Genomic DNA, 22,025 nt, shown 5'->3' on the forward strand with positions numbered 1-22,025 from the left:
GTTCGACGAGCCAGGGAGAGCCGTGCAAACGCAAACCGGCGCCCCATTGGAGCGCCGGTTTGCGTTGTATCGACAGCCGCGAGCGAGCGACCTTCGTCAGCCGTGCGCGCCGATCAGATTGACCACCTTGACGTTGCGCGTATCGGGCACTTCCGCATACGAGAGCACCTTCAGCTGCGGCAGGCTGCGGCGCAGGAAGCGCGCGAGCATCGGCCGCAGTGCGTGCTGCACCAGCAGCACCGGAGCGAGGCCAAGGTTCTGCTGACGCGTCATCGCTTTCTGCGTTTCGGTGAGCAGCGTGTTCGCGAGACCCGGTTCGAGGCCCGGGTTCGGTCCGGTCGATAGCGCCTGCGACAGCACCCGTTCGAGGTTCGCGTCGAGGCCCATCACCTGCATGTCGGCGGTCCCGGGGAACCACTGCTGCGTGATCGCGCGGCCCAGCGCGAGCCGCACCGCGGCGGTGAGGTCGTGCGGGTCGGTGAGCTTGGCCGCGTGTTCGGCGAGCGCTTCGAGGATCGTGCGCATGTCGCGAATCGGCACGCCTTCTTCGAGCAGGTTCTGCAGCACCTTTTGCAGCGTGGTGAGCGGCAGCATCTTCGGCACCAGATCGTCGACGAGCGACGCCGTGTCCTTCTGCATCCGCTCGACCAGCGACTGCACCTCGCGGCGGCCGAGCAGCTCCGACGCGTGCGTGACGACGAGGTGATTCAGGTGCGTCGCGACCACCGTGCTCGAATCGACGACCGTGTAGCCGTATACCTGCGCCTGTTCGCGCAGATTCGTGTCGATCCAGATGGCGGGCAGGCCGAACGCCGGGTCCTGGGTCGGCGTGCCAGGCAGCGCGGCCGATACCTGGCCCGGGTTGATCGCGAGCCACTGGCCCGGATACGCCTCGCCCGAGCCGACCTCGACGCCCTTCAACGCGATCCGATAGCCGTTCGGCCGCAATTCGAGGTTGTCGCGGATATGAATGACCGGCGGCAAGAAGCCGATTTCCTGCGCGAACTTCTTGCGGATGCTCTTGATCCGCTTGAGCAGCTCGCCGTCCGAGTTCTTGTCGACGAGCGGAATCAGCCGGTAGCCGACTTCGAGGCCGAGCGTGTCGATCATCGTCACGTCGTCCCAGCTCGCCTCGGCGTTTTCGACCGGCGCCAGCGCGGCCGGCGCGACGTCGACGAGCGCCGGTGCGTTCTTGCGCTCCTCGGTGCGCTTCTTCATCGTGCGGCCGAGCTGGATCAGGCCGCCGCCGAGAATCAGGAACGCGAAGTGCGGCATGCCCGGGATCAGGCCCATCAGCACGAGAATGCAGCCGGTGATCATCAGCACGCGCGGGTTCGTGAACAGCTGGCCGGTCAGCTGCGTGCCGATGTCCTCGTTGGTCGCGACGCGCGAGACGATCACGCCGGCCGCCGTCGAAATCACCAGCGACGGAATCTGCGCGACGAGGCCGTCGCCGATCGTCAGCAGCGTGTAGTTCTTGCCCGCCGCGGCAAAACTCATGTCGTGCTGGACCATCCCGACGATCAGCCCGCCGATGATGTTGATCACCATGATCAGGAGGCCGGCGACCGCATCGCCTCGCACGAACTTGCTCGCACCGTCCATCGAGCCGTAGAACTCGGCTTCCTGAGAGATCTCCTTGCGCCGCGTGCGAGCCTGCTCTTCGTTGATGAGGCCGGCGTTCAGATCGGCGTCGATCGCCATCTGCTTGCCGGGCATCGCGTCGAGCGTGAAGCGCGCGGACACTTCGGCGATCCGCCCCGCGCCCTTCGTGATCACCATGAAGTTGATCACCATCAGGATCACGAACACGACGATACCGACCGCGAAGTTGCCGCCCACGAGGAAGTGCCCGAACGACTCGATCACCTGACCGGCCGCATCGGGACCGGTATGGCCTTCGAGCAGCACGACCCGCGTCGAGGCGACGTTCAGCGACAGCCGCAGCAGCGTCGAGAACAGCAGCACGCTCGGGAACGCGGCGAAGTCGAGCGGCTTCATCGTGTACATGCTGACGAGCAGCACCATCACCGACAGCGCGATGTTGAACGTGAACAGCAGATCCAGCAGGAACGGCGGCAACGGCAGAATCATCATGCCGAGGATCATGCAGATCAGCACCGGCCCGGCGAGGGCGCGCAGGTTGGTGCTGCTCAGCGCATCCGGCCGTCGGGCGAGGAAACCGGCGCGAGCGTTCATGCGGAGGCTCCGTTGTTGTCGTCGCTAGCGGCGTCGTTGGCGTCGTCGTCGGTCGGGTTCAGCGTGTTGGCGGCTTCCTCGGCGGCGTCCTCGTCCGATACGCCGCCCTTGTCGAGTTCGGGCGGCACGTCGAGTTCGGTCGGCGCTACCGGCACGTCGCCGCCTTCGGCCTTGAAGCGGCGCAGCTGATAGACCCACGCGAGCACTTCCGCGACCGCGCCATAGAGCGGCCCCGGAATCTCGCGATTCAGATCGACGTTGTGATAGAGCGCACGCGCGAGCGGCGGCGCTTCGAGCAGCGGCACGTTGTTTTCGGCGGCGATCTCGCGAATCCGCGCGGCCACGAGGTTCACGCCCTTCGCGACCACCTTCGGCGCGCGCATCTCGCCATCCGTGTATTGCAGCGCGACGGCGAAGTGGGTCGGGTTAGTCACGACCACGTCGGCCTTCGGCACTTGCGCCATCATGCGGCGCCGCGCGATCGCGCGCTGCTGCTGGCGAATCTTGCCCTTGATGTGCGGATCGCCTTCGCTCTCGCGATGCTCACGCTTCACTTCTTCCTTCGTCATGCGCAGCTTCTTGTGGAACGACCACAGCTGGTACGGCACGTCGAGCGCGGCCACCGCGAACATGCCGGCCACCGTCATGCCGCAGCACACCGCGATCAGATGCACGGAGTTGGCGAGCGCGAGATTGAGCGGCTGCGTCGCGAGCGCGAGGAATTGCTCGTGGCGATTCCAGATCGCCGTGCCGCCGATCAACCCCACCACCAGCGTCTTCGCGAGCGACATGCCGAGCTGGATCGGTCCGTTGATCGAAAACATGCGGCCGAGGCCCTCGATCGGGTTCAGCCGGTTGAACTTCGGCTCGAGCGCTTTCCCCGACAGCTGCCAGCCGCCCAGCGCCATCGGTGCGAGCAGCGCGGCAAGTCCGGTGACGCCGAGTATCGGCACGAGCGCGTAGAGTCCTTCGCGACCCGCTGTGCCTGCGCCGATCAGCATGCGGCTGGTGTCGAACGCGCTCGCGTGGTTGAAGGTGAGCGACGCACGCAGCATGTTCTGCAAATGCTCGCCGATGCTGCCCGACATGCCCCATACGCCGTAGAACCCGGCCGCGAGCAGCGCGAAGGTCGACAGCTCCCGCGAACGCACGATCTGCCCATCCTCGCGCGCCTTCTGCAGGCGCCGAGGGGTGGCGGATTCGGTTTTTTCGAGGTCGCTGTCCTCTGCCACAAAGCTCTCCAGTCGGCCGAGGCACGGCGCCTCTTTCCAGTGAGAGCGATTATTCCTGCTCGACGCAAGCGCCGATCGGCGGATAAGGGCGGAGAAACCGGGGTATTTCGACGGATGAGCGGACGGCTCGCGCGTCTGTCACACGCGCGCCGTCCGGCATTTGATCGAGGTGCGGCTTCAGTAGCCGACGAAGGGGGCGGGGCCGCCGCTCGCGGTCTGATCGAGTTGGTAGTACACGTGGCGGCCGTAGAAGAACGGCAGACCGAGGTCGAAGCTGGCGTTGCCGCCAATCTGGCCGGCGAGAGTGTTGAACGCGTAGTTGCTGCCGTTGGCGAACAGCGTCTGCGCGTTCAGGATGCCGATGCTCGCAACCGCCGACACGTGGTTCAACCCGACCAGCGTGACCGTGCGGGTTTGCGCCGACGACGGGCAATAAAATCCCGCGAACTGGCTGCCGCACAGCGTGAGCGTGCTATCGGCGAAGAAATAGGCGTTCGAGCCGGAATCGAGGAACGCCTGGACGGTCGTGCCGTTGAAGGTGCTGTTGTTGAGGTCGCCGAATGCGTCGGTCGTGAAGACCTGCGCAGCGGCAAGCGGGTTGTTCCCCTGCGTGCCGATGCCGAACACCAGCGTGCCGGTCGCCGACGCCTGGCCGGTGTTCGAGACCGGCGCCATCTGCACGATCACACCGTTGTTGTCGAGCGGGAATTTCGAGACCGGATTCGTAACCTGCTGATCTGTTGTGACTTGAGTGCGGGCGCACGACGTACCGCCAGGGCAGGCGAAGTAGTTGCTGTAGGTCGCCGCCTTGGTCGGGTCCGCGCACGTCGCGCCGCAATCGTTCAGCGCGGTGCCAATGCCGAGAATGCCATTCGCGCCGAGATCGCTAGCCGTGTTCTGCGCCGAGCCATTGCCGCAGCCGGGCGTGGGCACCGTGCTCGCCGCCTTGTCGCCGATCATCTGCAGCGGGATGCTGCCGGTCGTCGTTTCACCGCCGATCGTCACGATCGCGGTACGCACCGAGCCCCACGTGTAACCGTCCGCGAACGTCGCGCACTCGGCGAGGTCCGCGCTGTTACTGCCGATCTTGCTGACCGGCAGTGCGCCGAGCAGCGTCGAATTGAGCGCGGAGCTGACCACGCGCAAGCCGAACGAGCCGGTGTCGACCTGGATATTGTCGATGGTCTGACAGTTGCTGGTCGAGGCTGGCGCGCAGATCCTCACGCTGACGGTCGGGATGTTGATGACACCCGAAACGCCCCGGCCGACCGTGATCGGCACCGTGTTCGACGCGTTCGCGGAGATCGGCTGCTGGGTCGGGCTGGCCGGCAGCGAACCGCCGTTCAGTCCGTTCGAGGTGTTGCTGCCATTGTTGGAACTGGAGTTGTTGTCGCTACCGCCGCCTCCGCCTCCGCCGCAGGCGACGAGCGTCGCCGTGAGCAGCACGGCAAGCGCGGCCTGCATCCAGCTTTTGATGTTCACGGTCGTGAGCATGGTTCGCATCGTCGTCCTCGCCGTTACTGGATGTCGGAACCGCTGACGCCGGCCGGCAGCGCGGAGGGCAGCCACGCGACGCCGCTGTACGCGCCCATGTGACCGCCCGAACGCACCACAATGGCGCTGTCGTTGACTGCGACCGGCCCCCGCGCGTTGCCGCGCGCGGCCCGCACGGCCTTCACGCCGGCCACGTACTGCGGGAAATAGCTGCCGAGCAGATCACTGAGATCGGGCATTTGCGGACCATGCCACGAAATGCCGAATACCGCGCCACTCGTGCTCAGGTATTCGCGCACCACGGTGCCGTTGCCGAACGTGGTCTCGCGTACCGTGTAGGAAGCGGGTGTGGAAGAAGTGGAAGACGCCGCGCTCGATTCAGAACGCATGACACTTTGCGATGTGCCGCTGGCGGGTTGCACCACGCGGGACGACACCGACGCGTCGGAAGGGGGGGTAAGCGGCGCGCTGCCCAGCGCTGCATGGGCGGATTGCGCGGCCGTCAGGGCCAGTAACGAACATGGCAATACGAGCGCCGTGACTCCGGCGCGACCAATACGACTCCACATGAGAAGCTCCTCCCGAGCCGCGGCACGCTTCGCCGACTGCGCGAAGCGGCCGCTTATCCGCAGATGATACGGCACCGTCGCGGCCGCAACGCTGAGGGATGGCCTCACCGGGCGACTGCCCGGCGTTGCGCGGGCCGGGTGCCGTACCGCTTTGACCTCGTAGTATGCCTGCGGATTCTTTCAGCCGGCGCAAGGCGCGCCCACGCGCGCGACTTGCCGCCTATTACTAGCAGGAAAACGTACGGAAGATGGGTAGCCGGTACTCATTGAATGCGTGTTTGGCGCAAATCGCGGAGAAACCACCAGCCCGGCGCGCTTGCCGGGCCCAGTCATTTGCTCAGAAACCGAGGCTCGCGAGCAGATCGTCGACCTGCGATTGGTCCTGCACCACATCCGTCTTGCCTTCCGGATTGATCTGCGGACCGTTGAGCAGATGCTCGGGGCTGCCCGTCGACGACACCTCCGCCTTGAGAGCCGCAGCGTTCGCCGCGAACTGCTCGCGCCGCTCGAGCGCGATGTTCTCGACCAGCACGCCGAGCAGCTGCTGCTCGATCAGATAGACGACGTCGGTGATCTTCTTGATCACCTGGCCGGTCAGATCCTGGAAGTCCTGCGCGAGCATGATCTCCATCAGCTGCGAGTTGGTCGCGCTGGTCGCGTCGGGCACGCCGCGCAGGAAGGTGCGCGTGTCGTTCATCAGCGCGCGCACTTCCTCGCGCTCGATCGGCGCCGCGTACCACTGCTCCCAGCGCGCGTCGAGCGTGCCCGCGTCTCTCTGCAGCTGCTCCTGGATCGGCTTCGCGATGTCGATCGCCGACAGCACGCGCTCGGCGGCCTGCTCGGTCATGTCGGCGATGTACTTCAAACGATCACGCGCATCGGGCACGGCTTCGGCCGCGCGCTCGACATGCTTGTCGAGCCCGAGTTCGCGCATCGAATCGCGCAGCGTGCGCGTCAGTTGTCCGATGCGGGCAAGGATGCGGTCCGACGCGAAGTCGCCGCTGTCGTTGCCCGCTTCGGCGCCAGGCGTTTGGGTCGGCGGCGTCACGTCAGCTCCCGGCTTTCGCCATCTTCTCGAGGATCTTGTTGAGCTTCTCGTCGAGCGTCGCGGCCGTGAACGGCTTGACGACGTAACCGCTCGCGCCGGCCTGCGCCGCCGCGATGATGTTTTCCTTCTTCGACTCGGCCGTCACCATCAACACCGGCAGGTGCGCGAGGCTCGCGTCGGCGCGGATTTCCTTCAGCATCGCGAGACCGTCGAGGTTCGGCATGTTCCAGTCCGAGATCACGAACTCGTAGCTGCCGCTGCGCAGACGCGCGAGACCGGCCGCGCCGTCTTCCGCCTCGTCGACGTTCGAGTAGCCCAGTTCCTTCAGCAGGTTGCGGACGATCCGGCGCATCGTCGGAAAATCGTCAACCACCAGAATCTTCATTCCCTTGTCCATTTCTTTCCCTTTGCTTGATCCATGTTGCGGCGTTCGGCCGCGTCATTCCATCCGGCACGCATCATACCCGCTGAACGCGGTCACCCATCGACGACAAACGCGCCATCACGCGCCGGCTCATGTCCGGCAGCGCGGCGATTTCGTCGGCCGCGCCGAGCGCGATCGCCTCGCGCGGCATGCCGAACACGATGCAACTCGCCTCGTCCTGCGCCAGCGTGTAGGCACCGGCCTTTTTCATCTCGAGCAGCCCGGCCGCGCCGTCGCGCCCCATGCCGGTCAGAATCACGCCGACCGCGTTCTTGCCCGCATGCTGCGCGGCCGAACGGAACAGCACATCGACCGACGGACGATGCCGGTTCACCGGCGGGTCGTCGGACAGATGCGCAATATAGTTCGCACCGCTCCTCGCGAGCAAAAGATGCGCATGGCCCGGCGCGATGTACGCGTGCCCCGGCAGCACACGCTCGCCGTGCTCCGCTTCTTTAACGGTAATCCGGCACAAACCATTGAGGCGTTGCGCGAAAGATTTCGTAAAGCCCGGCGGCATGTGCTGCGCGATCAGCACCGCGGGCGCGTCGGGCGGCAGCGGCACCAGCACTTCGCGGATCGCTTCGGTGCCGCCCGTCGAGGCGCCGACGATAACCAGCTTCTCGGTACTCAGCAGCGGGTTGTTGAAGAGCGGCGCGGAGCCGACCGGCGCATCCGCGGCCTGCGTGGCCGCATGCTGCGCCGGCGCGGCCTGGCGTACGCGCGCGCGGGCTGCCGCGCGAACCTTGTCGGCGAGCTTTTCCGCGTAGTCGAGCATGCCGTCGCGAATGCCGACCTTCGGCTTGGTCACGAAATCGACCGCGCCGAGTTCGAGCGCGCGCAGCGTGATTTCGTTGCCGCGCTCGGTCAGCGACGACACCATCACAACCGGCATCGGCCGCAGACGCATCAGCTTCTCGAGAAAGTCGAGGCCGTCCATGCGCGGCATTTCGACGTCGAGCGTCAACACGTCCGGGTGGTGCTGCTTGATGAGCTCGCGCGCGACGAGTGGATCGGGTGCCGTCGCGACCACCGTCATGTCCGGCTGGCCATTGATGATTTCGGTCATCAGGCTGCGGATCAGCGCCGAATCGTCGACGCACAATACCTTGATCTTTTGCACAGCGCTCACGCCTCCTCTGTGGTTCTGGCGTTGTTGGAATGAGTCGGGCGCGGGCTCGCGCCGAACAGTTCGATTCTCGGCCGCGCGGCGGCGGCGGCCGGCTTCGCGAACAGCTCGACCCGCTTGCGCGCGGCGGCGAGCCGCTCCGCGCGCGCTTCGGCGCTTTGCCGCACGAGCGCCTGTTCGCGCTCGGCGACGCCCGCTTCCTGTTGCAAGCGCAATTTCTTCACCATCACCTGACCGGTGCGCGGCATGAACGCGACCTTGCGCGGGTGCGAGCCCTGCAGGTCCTCGGCGACGATGCGGATCTTTTCGGTGGCCAGGTAGCGGCGCACGAACTCCGAGTTGCGATCGCCGATGTTCATCGTTGTCATGCCCGCGAGCACCGCGCCGCCGCCGAACACCTTGGCCTCGAAGCGCTCGCGCCGCCCGCCCGCCTTGATCAGTTCGTTGATCAGCACTTCCATCGCGTACGCGCCGTAGCGCATCGAGTCCGACGCGGCCTGCGCGACGTCGGCGCCGTCGTCGGGCAGCATGAAGTGATTCATGCCGCCGATGCCCGCGGTGCGGTCCTGGATGCAGGCCGCGACGCATGAGCCGAGCACGGTCACGAGCACCATGTCTTCGCTCGTCGTATAGAACTCGTTGGGCAACAGCTTCACGCCGGGGCGCTGGAAGTGGTTGTCGTAGTACAGGTTCGAAGCGATCGGCAGCGTGCTGCTCATGCGGCCACCCCGCTCGATTGATGCGCGTCATGCGCGTCAGGCGCGTTGGCGCGCGACGGCGCGCGAGTGCCGCCCACGTCGCGCGTCAGTTCGTAGACGGTCTGGCCGCGCAGCCGGAACGCTTGCGTCACGTACGTGAAGTTTTCCGAATGGCCGGCGAACAACAGGCCGCCCGGTTTCATCAGCGGCTCGAAGCGCGTCAGCACCTGCGCCTGCGTCGGCTTGTCGAAATAGATCATCACGTTGCGGCAGAAGATCGCGTCGAACTGCGTGCGTAACTGGTAATCGCGATTGGTCAGGTTCAGTTGCTCGAAGCGCACGAGCGCGCGCACGTCGGGACGCACCTTGACCATCCCCGAATGCGCGCCCGTGCCCTTCAGGAAGAAGCGCTTCAACCGCTCGGGCGACAGGTGCTTGACCTGGTCGAACTGGTAGACGCCGGCCTCGGCCTTCGCGAGCACCTGGGTGTCGATGTCGGTCGCGAGCACCGACGCCTGGCGCGCGCCGCTGTCGCCGAGCGCCTCGATCAGCGTCATCGCGATCGAGTACGGCTCCTCGCCCGTCGATGCCGCCGAGCACCACACGGACACCGGTTGCGCACGGCGCGGCACGAACTCGGCGAGGATCGGAAAGTGATGGGCTTCGCGGAAAAACGCCGTGAGGTTGGTGGTCAGGGCATTGGTGAACGCTTCCCACTCGGCCGGATCGTTGTCCGCTTCGAGCAGATCGAGATACTGCCGGAACGTATCGATGCCGCGCGCCCGCAAGCGGCGCGCGAGGCGGCTATACGCCATGTCGCGCTTGTGGTCCGACAGCGAGATGCCCGCCCCGCGATGAATCAGGTCGCGGATGCGGGCGAAATCCGCCGCCGTAAATTCGAAATCGCGGCCCGTCTCGACGGACCTGGCCGGCTCTGTGCCGTCAGGTGCTGCCCGCGCGGGGCGTTGTGTTGCGCGCGTTGCCATCATGAAAATTCCTGTCTGCGATATGAGCCATCACGCTCGCCGCCCAGCCGGACTGCCTGGGAAGTAGGAATTGTCGTCGCGGGGTCGCGCCCTCCCGCGAGTACCAGCGACATATGGCCGGCTCGCGACACGCGTACCGTGCGTGCTTCGATGCTTCGCCCATCCGCGGGCGCGATGCCGGTTGACCACATGTCACTCTGCCGTTGCCTAAAATGTTTCCCAGTCCGCGTCCGAGCTCGCCTTCGCCGTGCCCGGCGGAGCGGCGCGCGTGGGCGTGTCGGTCGTGACGCGAGCCGCGGCTGCGGCCGGCCGGGGCTTCAATGCCGGTTCGACGCGTGCGGCCGCGTCGTGCTGCGTGGGGGGCGCCGCGCTCGCCGCAGTTGCCTTCGATTCCTTGCTCGCGCCCACCGGATTCACCGGAGTCGCCGCGCTCGCCGCTTGCGGTGCAGCCCTGGCGAGCCGCGCGGGCGTCTGCGCACGCGTCGCCGGGGCGCTCTGACGCGCCGGTGTACCGGTTACCTTCCAGCCGCCCAGCACCGCCTGCAACTGCCGCGTCTGATCTTCGAGCGACGCCGCCGCGGCCGCCGCCTGTTCGACCAGCGCCGCGTTCTGCTGCGTAACCGAATCCATCTGCACGACCGCGCGGTTGACCTGCTCGATGCCGCCCGACTGCTCTTCCGACGCCGCGCTGATCTCGCCCATGATGTCGGTCACGCGACGCACCGCCTGCACGATTTCGTCCATCGTCGTGCCCGCGCGGCCGACCAGCTCGGAGCCGCTCTTGACCTTGTCGGCCGAATCGCCGATCAGCTCCTTGATCTCCTTCGCGGCGCTCGCGCTGCGCTGCGCGAGGCTGCGCACTTCGCCCGCGACGACCGCGAATCCGCGGCCCTGTTCGCCGGCGCGTGCGGCTTCGACCGCCGCGTTCAGCGCGAGGATGTTGGTCTGGAACGCGATGCCCTCGATCACACCGATGATGTCGACGACCTTGTTCGAACTGGTCGCGATTTCCTGCATCGTCGTGACGACCTGGCTCACCACGTCGCCGCCGCGCGTCGCGATGTCCGACGCGTTCACGGCGAGCTGGCTCGCCTGGCGCGCGTTCTCGGTGTTCTGCCGCACGGTGCCGGTCAGCTGATCCATGCTCGATGCGGTTTCCTGCAGCGACGCCGCTTGCTGCTCGGTGCGCTGCGACAGATCGGTGTTGCCCATCGCGATTTCGCGCGCGCCGGTGTCGATCGATTCGGTGCCGCTGCGGACCGCGCGCACCATCGTCGCGAGGCTTTCCTGCATCCGCTTGATGCCCGCGAACAGACGGCCGATTTCATTGTTGCTGAGCACCTCGACGGGGGTGGACAGGTCGCCCCCGGCGATCCGCTCGAAACAGGCGCTCGCGTCGTTCAGCGGCTGCACGATGAGCCCGCGCAGCGCGAAACGGATGCCGATCACCACCAGCAGCGCGAACACCGTGATCACGCTGATCAGCGTGACCATCAACGAGGCGTTCGACTGCGCGCTCGTCTCCTGGTCGGCCACGCTCTGCTGCAGCGCCTGGATCACGGCGGCGGCAGCCGCGTCGTAGGCGATGAACAGCGGGCTGATCTTCGTGTCCGCGACCGCGTGATACGCATCGAGATTGTTCGCGTTCAACGCGGCGAATTCGACGTCGACGCCGTCGTGCATCACCGTCGTATGTTTCGCGAGCACATCGTCGAGCAAGGCCTGCTCGACGCCGTGCTTCGGCGCGTCGAGATACGCCTGCCAGCTCTGCTTGCTCTTGCCGAGCAGCTCCTGCGCGCGATCGAGCGCCTTCTTCGCCTCGTCCGCGTTACCGGCGGCTGTCAGCGTGTTGAAGCGATCGATCGCGATGCGCGAACGCAACAGATACGCCGACGCATCGTCGAGCGCATGAATCGCCACCAGTTCGCCGCGTGCGATGCGATCGAGCGAGCCGCTCGCGCGATTCAGCGCGGTCAGCCCGAGCGCGCCGACCACCACGGTCAGCGTCACCAGAAGAATCCCCACCATCGTCAGCGACGCGCGGATCGACCACCTGCTCAGCATTTTGATGCTCCTTGTGCCGGGTTCCGTTACTGCCTGCGCTCAGACGCCGAGCGTTTCGGTCAGCGACATCTCGGAGCTGGTCATCAGCTTCTCGATGTCCATCAGGATCAGCATGCGGCCGTCGACCGTGCCGAGACCGGTCAGGTATTCGGTCGTCAGCGTCGCGCCGAATTCCGGCGCCGGCATGATCTGATCGACCGCGAGCGTCAGCACGTCCGACACGCCGTCCACGACCATGCCGACCACGCGATGCGCGACGTTCAGGATGATCACGACGGTCTGATGGTCGTACTCGACGCGGCCGAGATGGAACTTGATCCGCATGTCGACGATCGGCACGATGATGCCGCGCAGGTTGATCACGCCCTTGATGAACTCGGGCGCGTTGGCGATGCGCGTCACGTTGTCGTAGCCGCGGATTTCCTGCACCTTCAGGATGTCGATGCCGTACTCTTCCGCGCCGAGCGTGAAGACGAGGAATTCCTGACCGCCGGCGTCCGCCTGCGCGTCGCGGCGGCCATTCGTACCGCTCGCGTTTGCGACGCTCGAATTGATGGATTGGACTTCTGCCACGTTAGCCCCCAAACGGTTGGGATGAATTGAGTTGAAGTTGTGTTGCGATGTCTGTCAGTGCCGCGTTTGCTGCGTGCGTTACGCGAGGCTCATCGCCTGCGCATGCCCATGCGCATGACGCGATTCGCGGTTCAGCGCCGCGACGTCCACGATCAGCGCGACGCTGCCGTCGCCCAGAATGGTCGCCGCGGAAATGCCGTGCACCTTGCGGTAGTTCGTTTCCAGATTCTTCACGACCACCTGCTGCTGGCCGACGAGTTCATCGATCAGCATCGCGAAGCGCCGTCCCTCGGTCTGCATGATCGTGACGATGCCCTGCGTCGGCTCCTGCTTCGCATCCGACACGTTGAACACCTCGTGCAGCGCGACCAGCGGCAGGTATTCGCCGCGCACGCGCACCACGCGCTCGCCGTTGGCGACCGTGTAAATGTCTTCGGCTCGCGGTTGCAGCGACTCCATCACGAAGTTCAGCGGCAGGATGAAGATCTCGTTGCCGACCTTCACCGACATGCCGTCGAGGATCGCGAGCGTGAGCGGCAGCACGATCCGCGTGGTGCTGCCCTTGCCCGCGTGCGAGGTGATCTCGACGTGACCGCCCATCGACTGGATGTTGCGCTTCACCACGTCCATGCCGACGCCGCGGCCGGACACGTCGGTGACCTGCTCGGCGGTCGAGAAGCCCGGCAGGAAGATCAGGTTCCAGACTTCCTCGTCGCTCATCGTTTCGCTGACCTGCATGCCCTGCTTGGCCGCCTTCGCGAGGATCTTGTCGCGGCGCAGGCCCGCGCCGTCGTCGCTGACCTCGATGACGATGTTGCCGCCGTGGTGCGCCGCCGACAGCACCAGCTGACCGGTCGAATCCTTGCCCGCCGCGCGCCGCGCCTCGACGGTCTCGATGCCGTGGTCGAGACTGTTGCGCACGAGGTGCGTCAACGGATCGATGATCCGTTCGATGAGGCTCTTGTCGAGTTCGGTCGCCTGACCGAAGGTGACGAGTTCGACCTCCTTGCCGAGTTTCGCCGCGAGATCGCGCACCAGACGCGGGAAGCGGCTGAACACGTAATCCATCGGCATCATGCGGATCGACATCACCGCTTCCTGCAGATCGCGCGCGTTGCGCTCGAGTTGCGCCATGCCGTTGAAGAGCCGGTCGTGCAGCGCCGGATCGAACGTGCTGGTGGTCTCCGCGAGCATCGCCTGCGTGATCACCAGCTCGCCGACCAGATTGATCAGCTGATCGACCTTCTCGACGCCCACGCGAATCGAGCTGCCTTCGCCGCCGGCCGCCGCGGCGGCCGGACGGGGCGCCTTGCGGTCCTGATCGGCGGACGCGGCCGAAGCTGGTTTGGCCGCCGCCTGAGCCGCCGCGGGTGCCGCAGGCGGCGGCTCGATGCTGTCCGCCTGACCGGGTGCGCTTGCGGCCGCAGCGGTGAGGGCCGCCGGGGTCGACGATGCTGCGGGCTCGGTGTGAAGGACCGGCTGCGCTTGCGCTTGCGCCGCGGGAGCGGCGGGCGCGACCTGCGCGGATAGCGGTGTCGGAACGGCAGCGTCGGGCGTTCCAGGTTCGCCCTGCTGCGCGTCGTCCGCCGGCGCGGTGCCGCGGCCGATCGTGATCTGACTTTCGTCGATCACGAAGCAGCACACGGCGATGATGTCGTCGGAAGATACGTCGCTCGAGAGCCACAGCGTCAGATCGCTGCCGCTCTTGACCTGCCCGACGATGTTGCCCAGGTTGCCCAGCTCTTCGGTGAGCAGTTCCTGGTCTTTCTCTCCCACGCCCCGTAGCGTAATTTTCAGATGTGGGCCGGCGCTGTCGGCCGTGCCCGCGGCTTGTCCGGTCTGTGCCGGTTCGCCGTCGATCCATTCGCCCGCCGCCTGCACCGCCTGTTCGACGACGTGCTCGGGCGGGGTGCCGCCTTGCTGCTGTACCGCGGTTGCTTGTGTTGTTGTTTGGGTTGCCATCGCCTGCGCTGCTGCGGGCGCGGGGGCGCTCACGGCCGGCGCGGTTTCGGCGCTCGCCGCCGCTGGCGGCGCGCCGCCCATGCGGCTTTCCGCGTGCAGCTGCTCCAGCTTCGCGCAGATCGCACGCGCCACCGCCGCATCGGGCTCGGCGCTCGCGCGATAGTCGGCGAGCTGACCGGACAGCACGTCCTTGGTTTCGAGGAACGTGTCGATCATGTCCTTGCGCAGCACCAGCTCGTTGTTGCGCGCGCGATCGAGCAGCGACTCGAGAATGTGCGTGGTCTCGGTGAGCGCGGTGAAACCGAACGTCGCCGCGCCGCCCTTGATCGAATGCGCGGCGCGAAAGATCGCCGCGAGGTCTTCGGGGTCCGGGTGGGCCACGTCGAGATTGAGCAGCAATTGCTCCATCTGCGCGAGCAGTTCGTCCGCTTCGTCGAAGAACGTCTGATAGAACTGTGTGATGTCGAGTGTCATGCCTGGTTCACCGCGAGAGTGCCTGTCTGGCGTGAGTCGCCGTAGAGGCGCGTCGAGAGCTATCTGTACTGTGTCTAAAGGTGCTGATGACGCGGATCAAGCCGGGTCCGGTTCGGCCAGCGCCGCCACCAGCTCGGTCAGCATGTCCGGGTCGAGCGGCTTTTCGATCCAGCCGGTCGCGCCCGCCGCGCGCGCCGCCTCTTTGAAGGGTTCGCCCGATTCCGTCGTGAGGACGAGGATGGGCGTCGCCTGATAGGCCGGATTTCCGCGCAGCGCGGTGATCAGATCGAGACCGGTCTTGCCGGGCATGTGCTGGTCGGTCAACACGAGATCGAACGCCATCGCGAGCGCGTTTTCGAGCCCTTCGTTGCCGTCCGCCGCGAGCGTGACTTCATAGCCGGCGCCCGTCAGCGTCGCGGCGAGGATCTGCCGCATCGATGCCGAATCGTCGATTGCCAGGATGTGCCTGATCATGAAAACCTCGCTGCGCTTAACACTGGGCCGCCGGGCGGTGCGCGCCGGTCGGGCGCGGGCCGCGGCCCGGCGGCCGCGGTCTGTTACTGGGCCGGTGGCGCCGCCGCCGGCAACTTCGGTGCAGCCGTCACCGGCTGCGCAAGTTTTTGCAGCAGCGGCTTCGAGCCGGCTGCGTCGTCCGACAGGGTCGTCGTCGTGGAGTCGTCGTGATCGAGCGCCTCCTCGGACTTCCTGTTCAACACGATGATGCTGATGCGACGGTTTTCCGGATCGAGCGGGTCCGCCTTGTTCAGGTTCTGCGTCGACGCGAGACCGAGCACGCGCATCACCTTCGCTTCGTCCATGCCGCCCGCGACCAGCTCGCGCCGCGATGCGTTGGCGCGGTCGGCCGACAGCTCCCAGTTGCTATAGCCCTTCTCACCGCCCGCGTACGGCACGGCGTCGGTATGGCCCTGCACGATGATGCGGTTCGGCACGTCGTTCAGCGTGTGGCCGATCTCGCGCAGGATGTCGCGCATGTACGGCTCGACGACGTCGCGCGCGGTCGCGAACATCGGTCGCTTCTGCGAGTCGACGATCTCGATGCGCAGGCCGGTCAGCGTCGAGTCGATGCGGATCTGCTGCTTGAACTGGCGCAGCACCGGGTTCGCCTCGATCGCGGCCATCAGCTTGACCTGCAGGTCGTGCAGACGCACCTGTTCCTGGCGTTCGAGCGCGCCCGTCAGCTGCTTCACGGAGTCGTCGTCGTTGTGCGACGCGGTGCGCTCGGCGCGGCTGCTGCTGCCGTCGGTCGAGCGGGTCACGCCCCGCGCGTCGGTCGAGATGTCGCGACCGCCGCCCTTCAGGATGCTCGAGTCTTCGGCGCTGCGATCGCCGCCCCACAGCGTGATCTTCAACGGCTGGTTGAAGTAGTCGGCGATACCTTTCAGCTGCACGGTGGAGGCCGAACTCAGCAGCCACATCAGCAGGAAGAACGCCATCATCGCGGTCATGAAGTCCGCGTACGCGAGCTTCCACGCGCCGCCGTGATGACCGGACTTTTTCGGCGCGCTGCGCTTGACGACGATTGCGCGGTCTTTGTCCTTGCTGCTCATCGGTTCGGTTCCCGTCGCCTGCTTATTTCGCCTTGACGCGGCGCACGTGCTCTTCGAGCTCGGCGAACGACGGGCGCTCGGTCGAGAACAGCACCTTGCGGCCGAACTCGACCGCGATCGCCGGCGCGTAGCCGTTCAGGCTCGCGAGGATCGTCACCTTGATGCACTGGAACATCTTGGTCGACTCGGTCACGCGCTGCTCGGCGACGCTGGCGAGCGGCCCGATCAGCCCGTACGAAAGCAGAATGCCGAGGAACGTGCCGACGAGCGCCTGCGCGATCATTTCACCGAGCACCGCGGGCGGCTTGTCGGCCGAGGCCATCGTGTGCACGACGCCCATCACCGCGGCGACGATACCGAACGCCGGCATCGCGTCGCCGACCTTGGTCAGCGCGTGCGCGGGTGCCTCGCCTTCCTGGTGGTGCGTCTCGATCTCCTCGTCCATCAGGCTTTCGATCTCGAACGCATTCATGTTGCCGCCGACCATCAGCCGCAGGTAGTCGGTCAGGAACTCGATGATGTGCTTGTCGGCGAGGATCTTCGGGTACTGCGTGAAGATCGGGCTCTTCGACGGATCGTCGATGTCGGCTTCGAGCGTAAGCGTGCCTTCCTTGCGTGCCTTCGCGAGCAGCACGTACAGGAGCCCCATCAGCTCCATGTAGACGTCCTTGTTGTACTTCGCGCCCTTGAACAGGGTCGGAATGACGCGCAGTGTCGCCCGGATCGTCTTCATCCCGTTACCGAGAATGAACGCGCCGAGTCCAGCGCCGACGATCATCAGCACTTCAACGGGTTGCAGCAGCGCGCCGAGATGGCCGCCTTCCAGCGCGTAACCGCCGAAAACGGACAACAGCGTCACGAGTGTTCCCACGAAAATCAGCACTGCCGAGCCCTCACAAAAAAGCGACGGTCACCGTCGTTAGTCAGGTTTACGGCACCGAGGCGGAAAACTTTGGCGAAAAAGGCGGCGCTCGAGTCCGGTGTAAACCAGAGGCTTGCGCTGCCTCAACGCGTGCTGCTCAGACTTCGGCGGTGACGACGATATCGAGCGTGGGGGCGGGGCAGCGGGTCTCGTGAGCTCGCGCGTCGGTCACTTGCGGCACCTCCGCCGGGATTTCGGCGACGGCGATTTGCCGCTCGGCCCGCGTTTGCGCCGCCTTCTTCGTCTTGCCCGCGCGCGACGGCGGCTGACACAGCCCGCAAACGAACCCGTGCTGCGGATCGTGCGCGTGCGCGACGAAGTGGCCGCCACAGCGGCGGCAGGCGCTCATCTGCAGCATGCCCGAGTCGAAGAAGCGCACCAGCGTCCACGCGCGCGTGAGACTGAGCACCGCCTCGTCGTCGTGCAACTGCACGTGCTCGAGATACAGCCGGTAGCTCTTCACGATCGATTCGATCGCGCGACAGCCGCCGTGACCGGCCATGAAACGGTAGATGTTGTAGAACAGGGACGAATGAAAGTTCGGCTGCCAGGTCATGAACCAGTCGGTCGAAAACGGCAGCATGCCCTTGGGCGGCGACACCCCTTTCAATTCCTTGTACAGCTTGACGAGCCGGTCGCGCGACAGGCTGGTTTCCGCCTCCAGCAATTGCAGACACGCGCCCAGTTCGATCAGCTCGATCGCGAGGGTGATTTCCCGGACTTCGAGTACGACGCTCTTACTGGCCATCAGCCGAGCTGCTCGACCGGCTGGCTCGCCATCAGGATCGCCGAATGAGCCTGCGCGATCGCGCTGGACTTGTCCTTGTCCGCGAGGGCGGACAGCACCGAGTGATCGTCGAAGCGGAAGCGGCACAGCATCTGGTTGGACGCCGCGAGCTTGACGGTCTGCGCCAACGACAGATTGGCGAGAACGTCGGCCAGCTGGTCCGAAATACCCATGCGGAACATGCCCATCGGCTTGTCTTCGCGCAGCAGACGCTGGGCGAGCAGCAGATAGGAAAGATTGACTTCCCTGATCTCACTGAGCATATGGCTAGTCGTGCTCATGATTTCCCCCGTTCGTATGCCCGGCTGGTCAGGCCGATTTTTGCGGAAACGTTTGCTCGAATGCGCGCGCTGAACCCGCGCGAATCCGCTCGTCTCTGGTCTTGCAAGGATTGTCTCGAAAGGAGGCACAGCCGAAAATCGGAGAGACACCCCAGCTGGGTGACGGATTAATCCGTCATTTGTGTAGGAATTATTCCTACAACCCAGGTTGAGGCGAGGCACGAATTGGGCCGAATTGATGCGCGGGGCGGGACTGACGATGCGCGCTGGGAATTTATACGGCTGCGGCGTGTACCGGATGGTGAGTTTTCAGAACTTCACCGCCGCACCGTAAATCGGTGGAAAAGAAATTATAAGACGTTTTCACCCGGCTGCAATCTGGCTCGGTTGGAGACCTTTCCCGGCTCATCCGACCCTCGGGTCCGCCGCTTGCTACGGTGCATTTCGCCTGTCGAGCTTGATTGAGTCGGTGGAATTACGCTTCCCGATTATGGGGACTGTTGGCGACCCGACCTTGCGCGGCAGCTGTAACGGTCCATGTTTCGCGCTGTAACAACATTAAGCGTTTGAAAAATAACTCGAATTACCGCGGTCGATCCCGATAATGAAGGCTAAGGGATTACCCGATAGCTATTTCGGAGCAACCCTCGGGCGGGGCAAACCGCGCCCAACCGTCCGGTTAGGCATACGTACCTCGCGCCATTCAGCCGTCGTGCGAAGCCCCGGTAAGTATCAAAAATCCGCATGGGATCCGGGTCGGCGCCACAGCGCTAACTCTGATCGACACAGGAGAAAACGCATGCGAATCGCACAAGTCGCGCCGCTCTACGAAGCTGTCCCACCGAAACTCTATGGCGGCACCGAACGTGTCGTGTCGTATCTGACCGAAGCGCTGGTCGAGCTCGGCCATGACGTCACGCTGTTCGCGAGCGGCGACTCGGTCACGGCCGCCAATCTCGAGGCATGCTGGCCGCGCGCGCTGCGCCTCGATCCGACGATTCGCGATGCATTGGCGCCGCACGTGCTGATGATGGAAAAGGTCCGCAAGATCGCGCACGAGTTCGACGTGCTGCACTTTCATCTCGACTACATGCCGTTCCCCCTGTTCACGACGATGGACACGCCGTTCGTGACTACGCTGCACGGTCGTCTCGACCTGCCCGAATTACAGCCGGTGTTCGACGCGTTCTCGCATGTGCCGGTCGTGTCGATTTCGGATTCGCAGCGTCTGCCGCTACAGCAGGCCAACTGGCTCAACACGATCTATCACGGTCTGCCGGACCAGTTGCTGACGCCGCAGCCGCACAAGAAGCCCGAATATCTCGCGTTCCTCGGCCGCATCTGCCCGGAAAAACGCGTCGATACAGCTATCAGGATCGCCGCGCAAAGCGGTCTGCCGCTGAAGATCGCCGCCAAGGTGGACAAGGTCGACATGGAGTACTTCAAGCGCGAGATCGAGCCGCTGCTGTCGATGGCGCATGTCGAGTTCGTCGGCGAAATCAACGAGGCGCAGAAACCCGAGTTTCTGTCGGGCGCGAAGGCGCTGCTGTTCCCGATCGACTGGTCCGAGCCGTTCGGCCTCGTGATGATCGAGTCGATGGCCTGCGGCACGCCGGTTATCGCGTTCAACCGCGGCTCTGTGCCTGAGGTGATCGACCACGGCGTGACCGGCTATATCGTCGAGGACGTGCAAGGCGCGGTAGCAGCTCTGCAGCGTCTCGACGAGCTGTCGCGCATCGAAATCCGCGCCCAGTTCGAACGCCGCTTCAGTTCGAAAACGATGGCGCAGAACTATATAGACGGCTATTCCGCCTTGATTGAAACGTCGCGGCGCCCGGTATTGCGCCAGGTCGCGGTCGGCTAGGCGCGCCTGAAAACGGCCGGCGCTTTTACGGCTGGCCGTTTTCGGCACGCATTGAAGCGGCGCTGTGAACCTTCGCTTATGACGCTCAATAGCGGCGAGTCCGGCACCGGAATCGTTTGCGCGAGCGAAAAACGAAGTCTTTTGGCTGCGGGACGCGAAAAAGCCGCCCTGTATGGGCGGCTTTTTAATACAGGGATGGTTGCGCTTCCACGGTGGATTAGCGCGCGGCGAATAAGCCAAACAGCAAAGAAACCTTCAGACCGCCTTCACCCCGTCTCACATCAGGTCGGGCGGGCGTCACGCCGAGCCAATCAGAAAGCGCTCGCGATTCTTGCCGACGATCCATTTGGGCGGCTTGCCTCGCCCGCTCCATGTATTGCCCGACTTCGGGTCCTGATATTTCGCCGGCAGCGGCGTCTTCTTGGGCGGGCGGCCGCGCTTGGCGGCGACCGCGAAACCGAGATCCTGCGCGGTCAGACCGTATTCGGCGATCTTTTGGCGGATGTCGGCGACGACATTGTCGATTTCCGTGCGTCGCGCTTCTTCGGCCTGTGCCTGCAATTTGGCAATCTGCGCCTTGAGGTCTGCATATTGAGACATTCGGTTCTCCCCTTTCTAGAACTCATTCGACCGCAGACTAGCTGCAATTATAAAAATTCGCAATGGCGACTAATACCGGTTTAGCGAATTTTCCTCTGATAATTATTAAAATGTGTGAATTGTAAAACCTCCGCTTTATCTCGCAATAGTTTATAAATTCTGTCCGGATTGACAATCCTTGACACCCGATTTGGCGCTGTCCGCCTAGAATTGCGCGCTCAAGGTACGTACTCGCCCTTTTCGATGCGTGCTTCTGAAGTACCCATTCTTTTTAGGATCACCAAACATGCAGTTGTCAAAGCGCGTCGTTGCCGAATTGCTCGGCACCTTCTGGCTCGTGCTCGGAGGCTGCGGCAGCGCGGTCCTCGCCGCCAACTTCGCCGGGCCGGTTCACGGATTGGGCATCGGCTTCGTCGGCGTGTCGCTGGCCTTCGGCCTGACCGTGCTGACGATGGCTTTTGCGATCGGCCACATTTCGGGCTGCCACCTGAATCCGGCGGTGAGCGTCGGACTGGCCGTCGCCGGCCGATTTCCGGTGCGCGATCTTCTGCCCTATGTCGTCGCGCAGGTGGTCGGCGCGGTGCTCGGCGCATTCGTGCTGTCGCTGATCGCGTCGGGCAAGCCTGGCTTCGACCTGGTCGCGAGCGGCTTCGCGACGAACGGTTACGGCGAGCAATCGCCGGGGCACTACTCGCTCGCCGCTGCCTTCATTTGCGAAGTGGTAATGACTGGCTTCTTCCTGTTCGTGATTCTCGGCGCGACCGACCGCCGCGCGCCGGCCGGCTTCGCGCCCATCGCGATCGGCCTGTGCCTGACGCTGATCCATCTGGTCTCGATTCCTGTCACCAACACGTCGGTCAATCCGGCGCGCTCGACGGGCCCGGCGCTATTCGTCGGCGGTGTGGCGATCGATCAGCTGTGGCTGTTCTGGGTTGCGCCGATCATCGGTGCGGTGATCGCGGGTGTCGTCTATCCGCTGATCGCTGAGGATCGCAGCAGCGATGCGCGCAGGCTGGCGCTCGACTGACGGCCAGTTCGACGCCCTGGTCTCGCGATCGTCGCGTAGTCGGCATGAATGGGCGCTTCGGCGCCCATTATTCATTGCGCTCGCCAATGCGAGATGAATGCCGCGCCGGCCGCGTGCCGGTGGG

General features: G+C 64.9%; 20 protein-coding genes. 2 read left to right on the forward strand and 18 right to left on the reverse strand.

The features are described from left to right. Positions 1-96: 96 nt before the first annotated feature. The 17 genes from flhA to flhD all read right to left on the reverse strand — a co-directional run bounded on the left by flhA (position 97) and on the right by flhD (position 18,410). The gene (flhA, locus tag OKW41_RS40045) at positions 97-2,199 is read right to left on the reverse strand and encodes a flagellar biosynthesis protein FlhA (protein ID WP_429453938.1); all 2,103 of its coding nucleotides are present in this window, start codon (positions 2,197-2,199) and stop codon (positions 97-99) included. Then, entirely contained in the window at positions 2,196-3,431 is a 1,236-nt protein-coding gene (flhB, locus tag OKW41_RS40050) for a flagellar biosynthesis protein FlhB (RefSeq protein WP_429575887.1), read from the reverse strand. The genes flhA and flhB overlap by 4 nt, the downstream gene beginning before the upstream one ends. A 177-nt stretch (positions 3,432-3,608) precedes the next feature. Then, positions 3,609-4,934 carry a DUF3443 domain-containing protein gene (locus tag OKW41_RS40055; protein WP_429575888.1) on the reverse strand — a complete coding sequence of 442 codons (1,326 nt, stop codon included), beginning with the start codon at positions 4,932-4,934 and terminating at the stop codon, positions 3,609-3,611. Between the two features lie 14 nt (positions 4,935-4,948). Further along, positions 4,949-5,494 carry a DUF2844 domain-containing protein gene (locus OKW41_RS40060; RefSeq protein WP_429575889.1) on the reverse strand — a complete coding sequence of 182 codons (546 nt, stop codon included), beginning with the start codon at positions 5,492-5,494 and terminating at the stop codon, positions 4,949-4,951. A gap of 337 nt (positions 5,495-5,831) precedes the next feature. Beyond that, positions 5,832-6,542 (reverse strand): protein phosphatase CheZ, encoded by a 711-nt coding sequence (cheZ, locus tag OKW41_RS40065; protein ID WP_429453929.1) that lies wholly within the window; start codon positions 6,540-6,542, stop codon positions 5,832-5,834. A 1-nt stretch (position 6,543) separates the two neighbouring features. Continuing rightward, positions 6,544-6,939, reverse strand: a complete 396-nt coding sequence (cheY, locus tag OKW41_RS40070; protein ID WP_018418782.1) for a chemotaxis response regulator CheY — start codon at positions 6,937-6,939, stop codon at positions 6,544-6,546. A 61-nt stretch (positions 6,940-7,000) separates the two neighbouring features. Continuing rightward, complete coding sequence (locus OKW41_RS40075) at positions 7,001-8,089, reverse strand: protein-glutamate methylesterase/protein-glutamine glutaminase (protein ID WP_429454629.1); 1,089 nt, start codon at positions 8,087-8,089, stop codon at positions 7,001-7,003. A 5-nt stretch (positions 8,090-8,094) separates the two neighbouring features. Beyond that, the gene (cheD, locus tag OKW41_RS40080; protein ID WP_018418784.1) at positions 8,095-8,814 is read right to left on the reverse strand and encodes a chemoreceptor glutamine deamidase CheD; all 720 of its coding nucleotides are present in this window, start codon (positions 8,812-8,814) and stop codon (positions 8,095-8,097) included. Then, positions 8,811-9,782 (reverse strand): CheR family methyltransferase, encoded by a 972-nt coding sequence (locus OKW41_RS40085; protein ID WP_429575890.1) that lies wholly within the window; start codon positions 9,780-9,782, stop codon positions 8,811-8,813. The genes cheD and OKW41_RS40085 overlap by 4 nt, the downstream gene beginning before the upstream one ends. Before the next feature lie 204 nt (positions 9,783-9,986). After that, positions 9,987-11,843 carry a methyl-accepting chemotaxis protein gene (locus OKW41_RS40090; RefSeq protein WP_429575891.1) on the reverse strand — a complete coding sequence of 619 codons (1,857 nt, stop codon included), beginning with the start codon at positions 11,841-11,843 and terminating at the stop codon, positions 9,987-9,989. 39 nt (positions 11,844-11,882) lie between these two features. Continuing rightward, positions 11,883-12,416 carry a chemotaxis protein CheW gene (locus tag OKW41_RS40095; RefSeq protein WP_090802480.1) on the reverse strand — a complete coding sequence of 178 codons (534 nt, stop codon included), beginning with the start codon at positions 12,414-12,416 and terminating at the stop codon, positions 11,883-11,885. A 78-nt stretch (positions 12,417-12,494) separates the two neighbouring features. After that, positions 12,495-14,852, reverse strand: coding sequence for a chemotaxis protein CheA (cheA, locus tag OKW41_RS40100; protein ID WP_429575892.1), 2,358 nt, complete (start codon positions 14,850-14,852; stop codon positions 12,495-12,497). 96 nt (positions 14,853-14,948) lie between these two features. Beyond that, on the reverse strand, positions 14,949-15,326 hold the full coding sequence (locus tag OKW41_RS40105; protein WP_018418789.1) for a response regulator: 378 nt from the start codon (positions 15,324-15,326) through the stop codon (positions 14,949-14,951). A gap of 83 nt (positions 15,327-15,409) precedes the next feature. Next, complete coding sequence (gene motB / locus OKW41_RS40110) at positions 15,410-16,420, reverse strand: flagellar motor protein MotB (RefSeq protein ID WP_429575893.1); 1,011 nt, start codon at positions 16,418-16,420, stop codon at positions 15,410-15,412. Positions 16,421-16,442: 22 nt separating this feature from the next. Further along, complete coding sequence (motA, locus tag OKW41_RS40115; RefSeq protein ID WP_018418791.1) at positions 16,443-17,303, reverse strand: flagellar motor stator protein MotA; 861 nt, start codon at positions 17,301-17,303, stop codon at positions 16,443-16,445. Between the two features lie 136 nt (positions 17,304-17,439). Then, positions 17,440-18,090 (reverse strand): flagellar transcriptional regulator FlhC, encoded by a 651-nt coding sequence (gene flhC, locus OKW41_RS40120; protein ID WP_429575894.1) that lies wholly within the window; start codon positions 18,088-18,090, stop codon positions 17,440-17,442. Further along, complete coding sequence (gene flhD, locus OKW41_RS40125; RefSeq protein ID WP_429453917.1) at positions 18,090-18,410, reverse strand: flagellar transcriptional regulator FlhD; 321 nt, start codon at positions 18,408-18,410, stop codon at positions 18,090-18,092. The genes flhC and flhD overlap by 1 nt, the downstream gene beginning before the upstream one ends. Before the next feature lie 799 nt (positions 18,411-19,209). Here flhD and OKW41_RS40130 point away from each other — a divergent pair. Then, positions 19,210-20,274, forward strand: coding sequence for a glycosyltransferase family 4 protein (locus OKW41_RS40130; protein WP_429453915.1), 1,065 nt, complete (start codon positions 19,210-19,212; stop codon positions 20,272-20,274). Positions 20,275-20,571: 297 nt separating this feature from the next. Here OKW41_RS40130 and OKW41_RS40135 read toward each other — a convergent pair whose 3' ends face one another. Beyond that, on the reverse strand, positions 20,572-20,874 hold the full coding sequence (locus OKW41_RS40135) for an H-NS family nucleoid-associated regulatory protein (RefSeq protein ID WP_013090908.1): 303 nt from the start codon (positions 20,872-20,874) through the stop codon (positions 20,572-20,574). A gap of 286 nt (positions 20,875-21,160) precedes the next feature. On the opposite strand from OKW41_RS40135, the gene aqpZ reads away from it, so the two are divergent. After that, positions 21,161-21,901 carry an aquaporin Z gene (aqpZ, locus tag OKW41_RS40140; protein ID WP_429453913.1) on the forward strand — a complete coding sequence of 247 codons (741 nt, stop codon included), beginning with the start codon at positions 21,161-21,163 and terminating at the stop codon, positions 21,899-21,901. Positions 21,902-22,025 lie beyond the last annotated feature (124 nt).

Source organism: Paraburkholderia sp. UCT70, from assembly GCF_050434085.1.
Lineage (GTDB): Bacteria > Pseudomonadota > Gammaproteobacteria > Burkholderiales > Burkholderiaceae > Paraburkholderia > Paraburkholderia tuberum.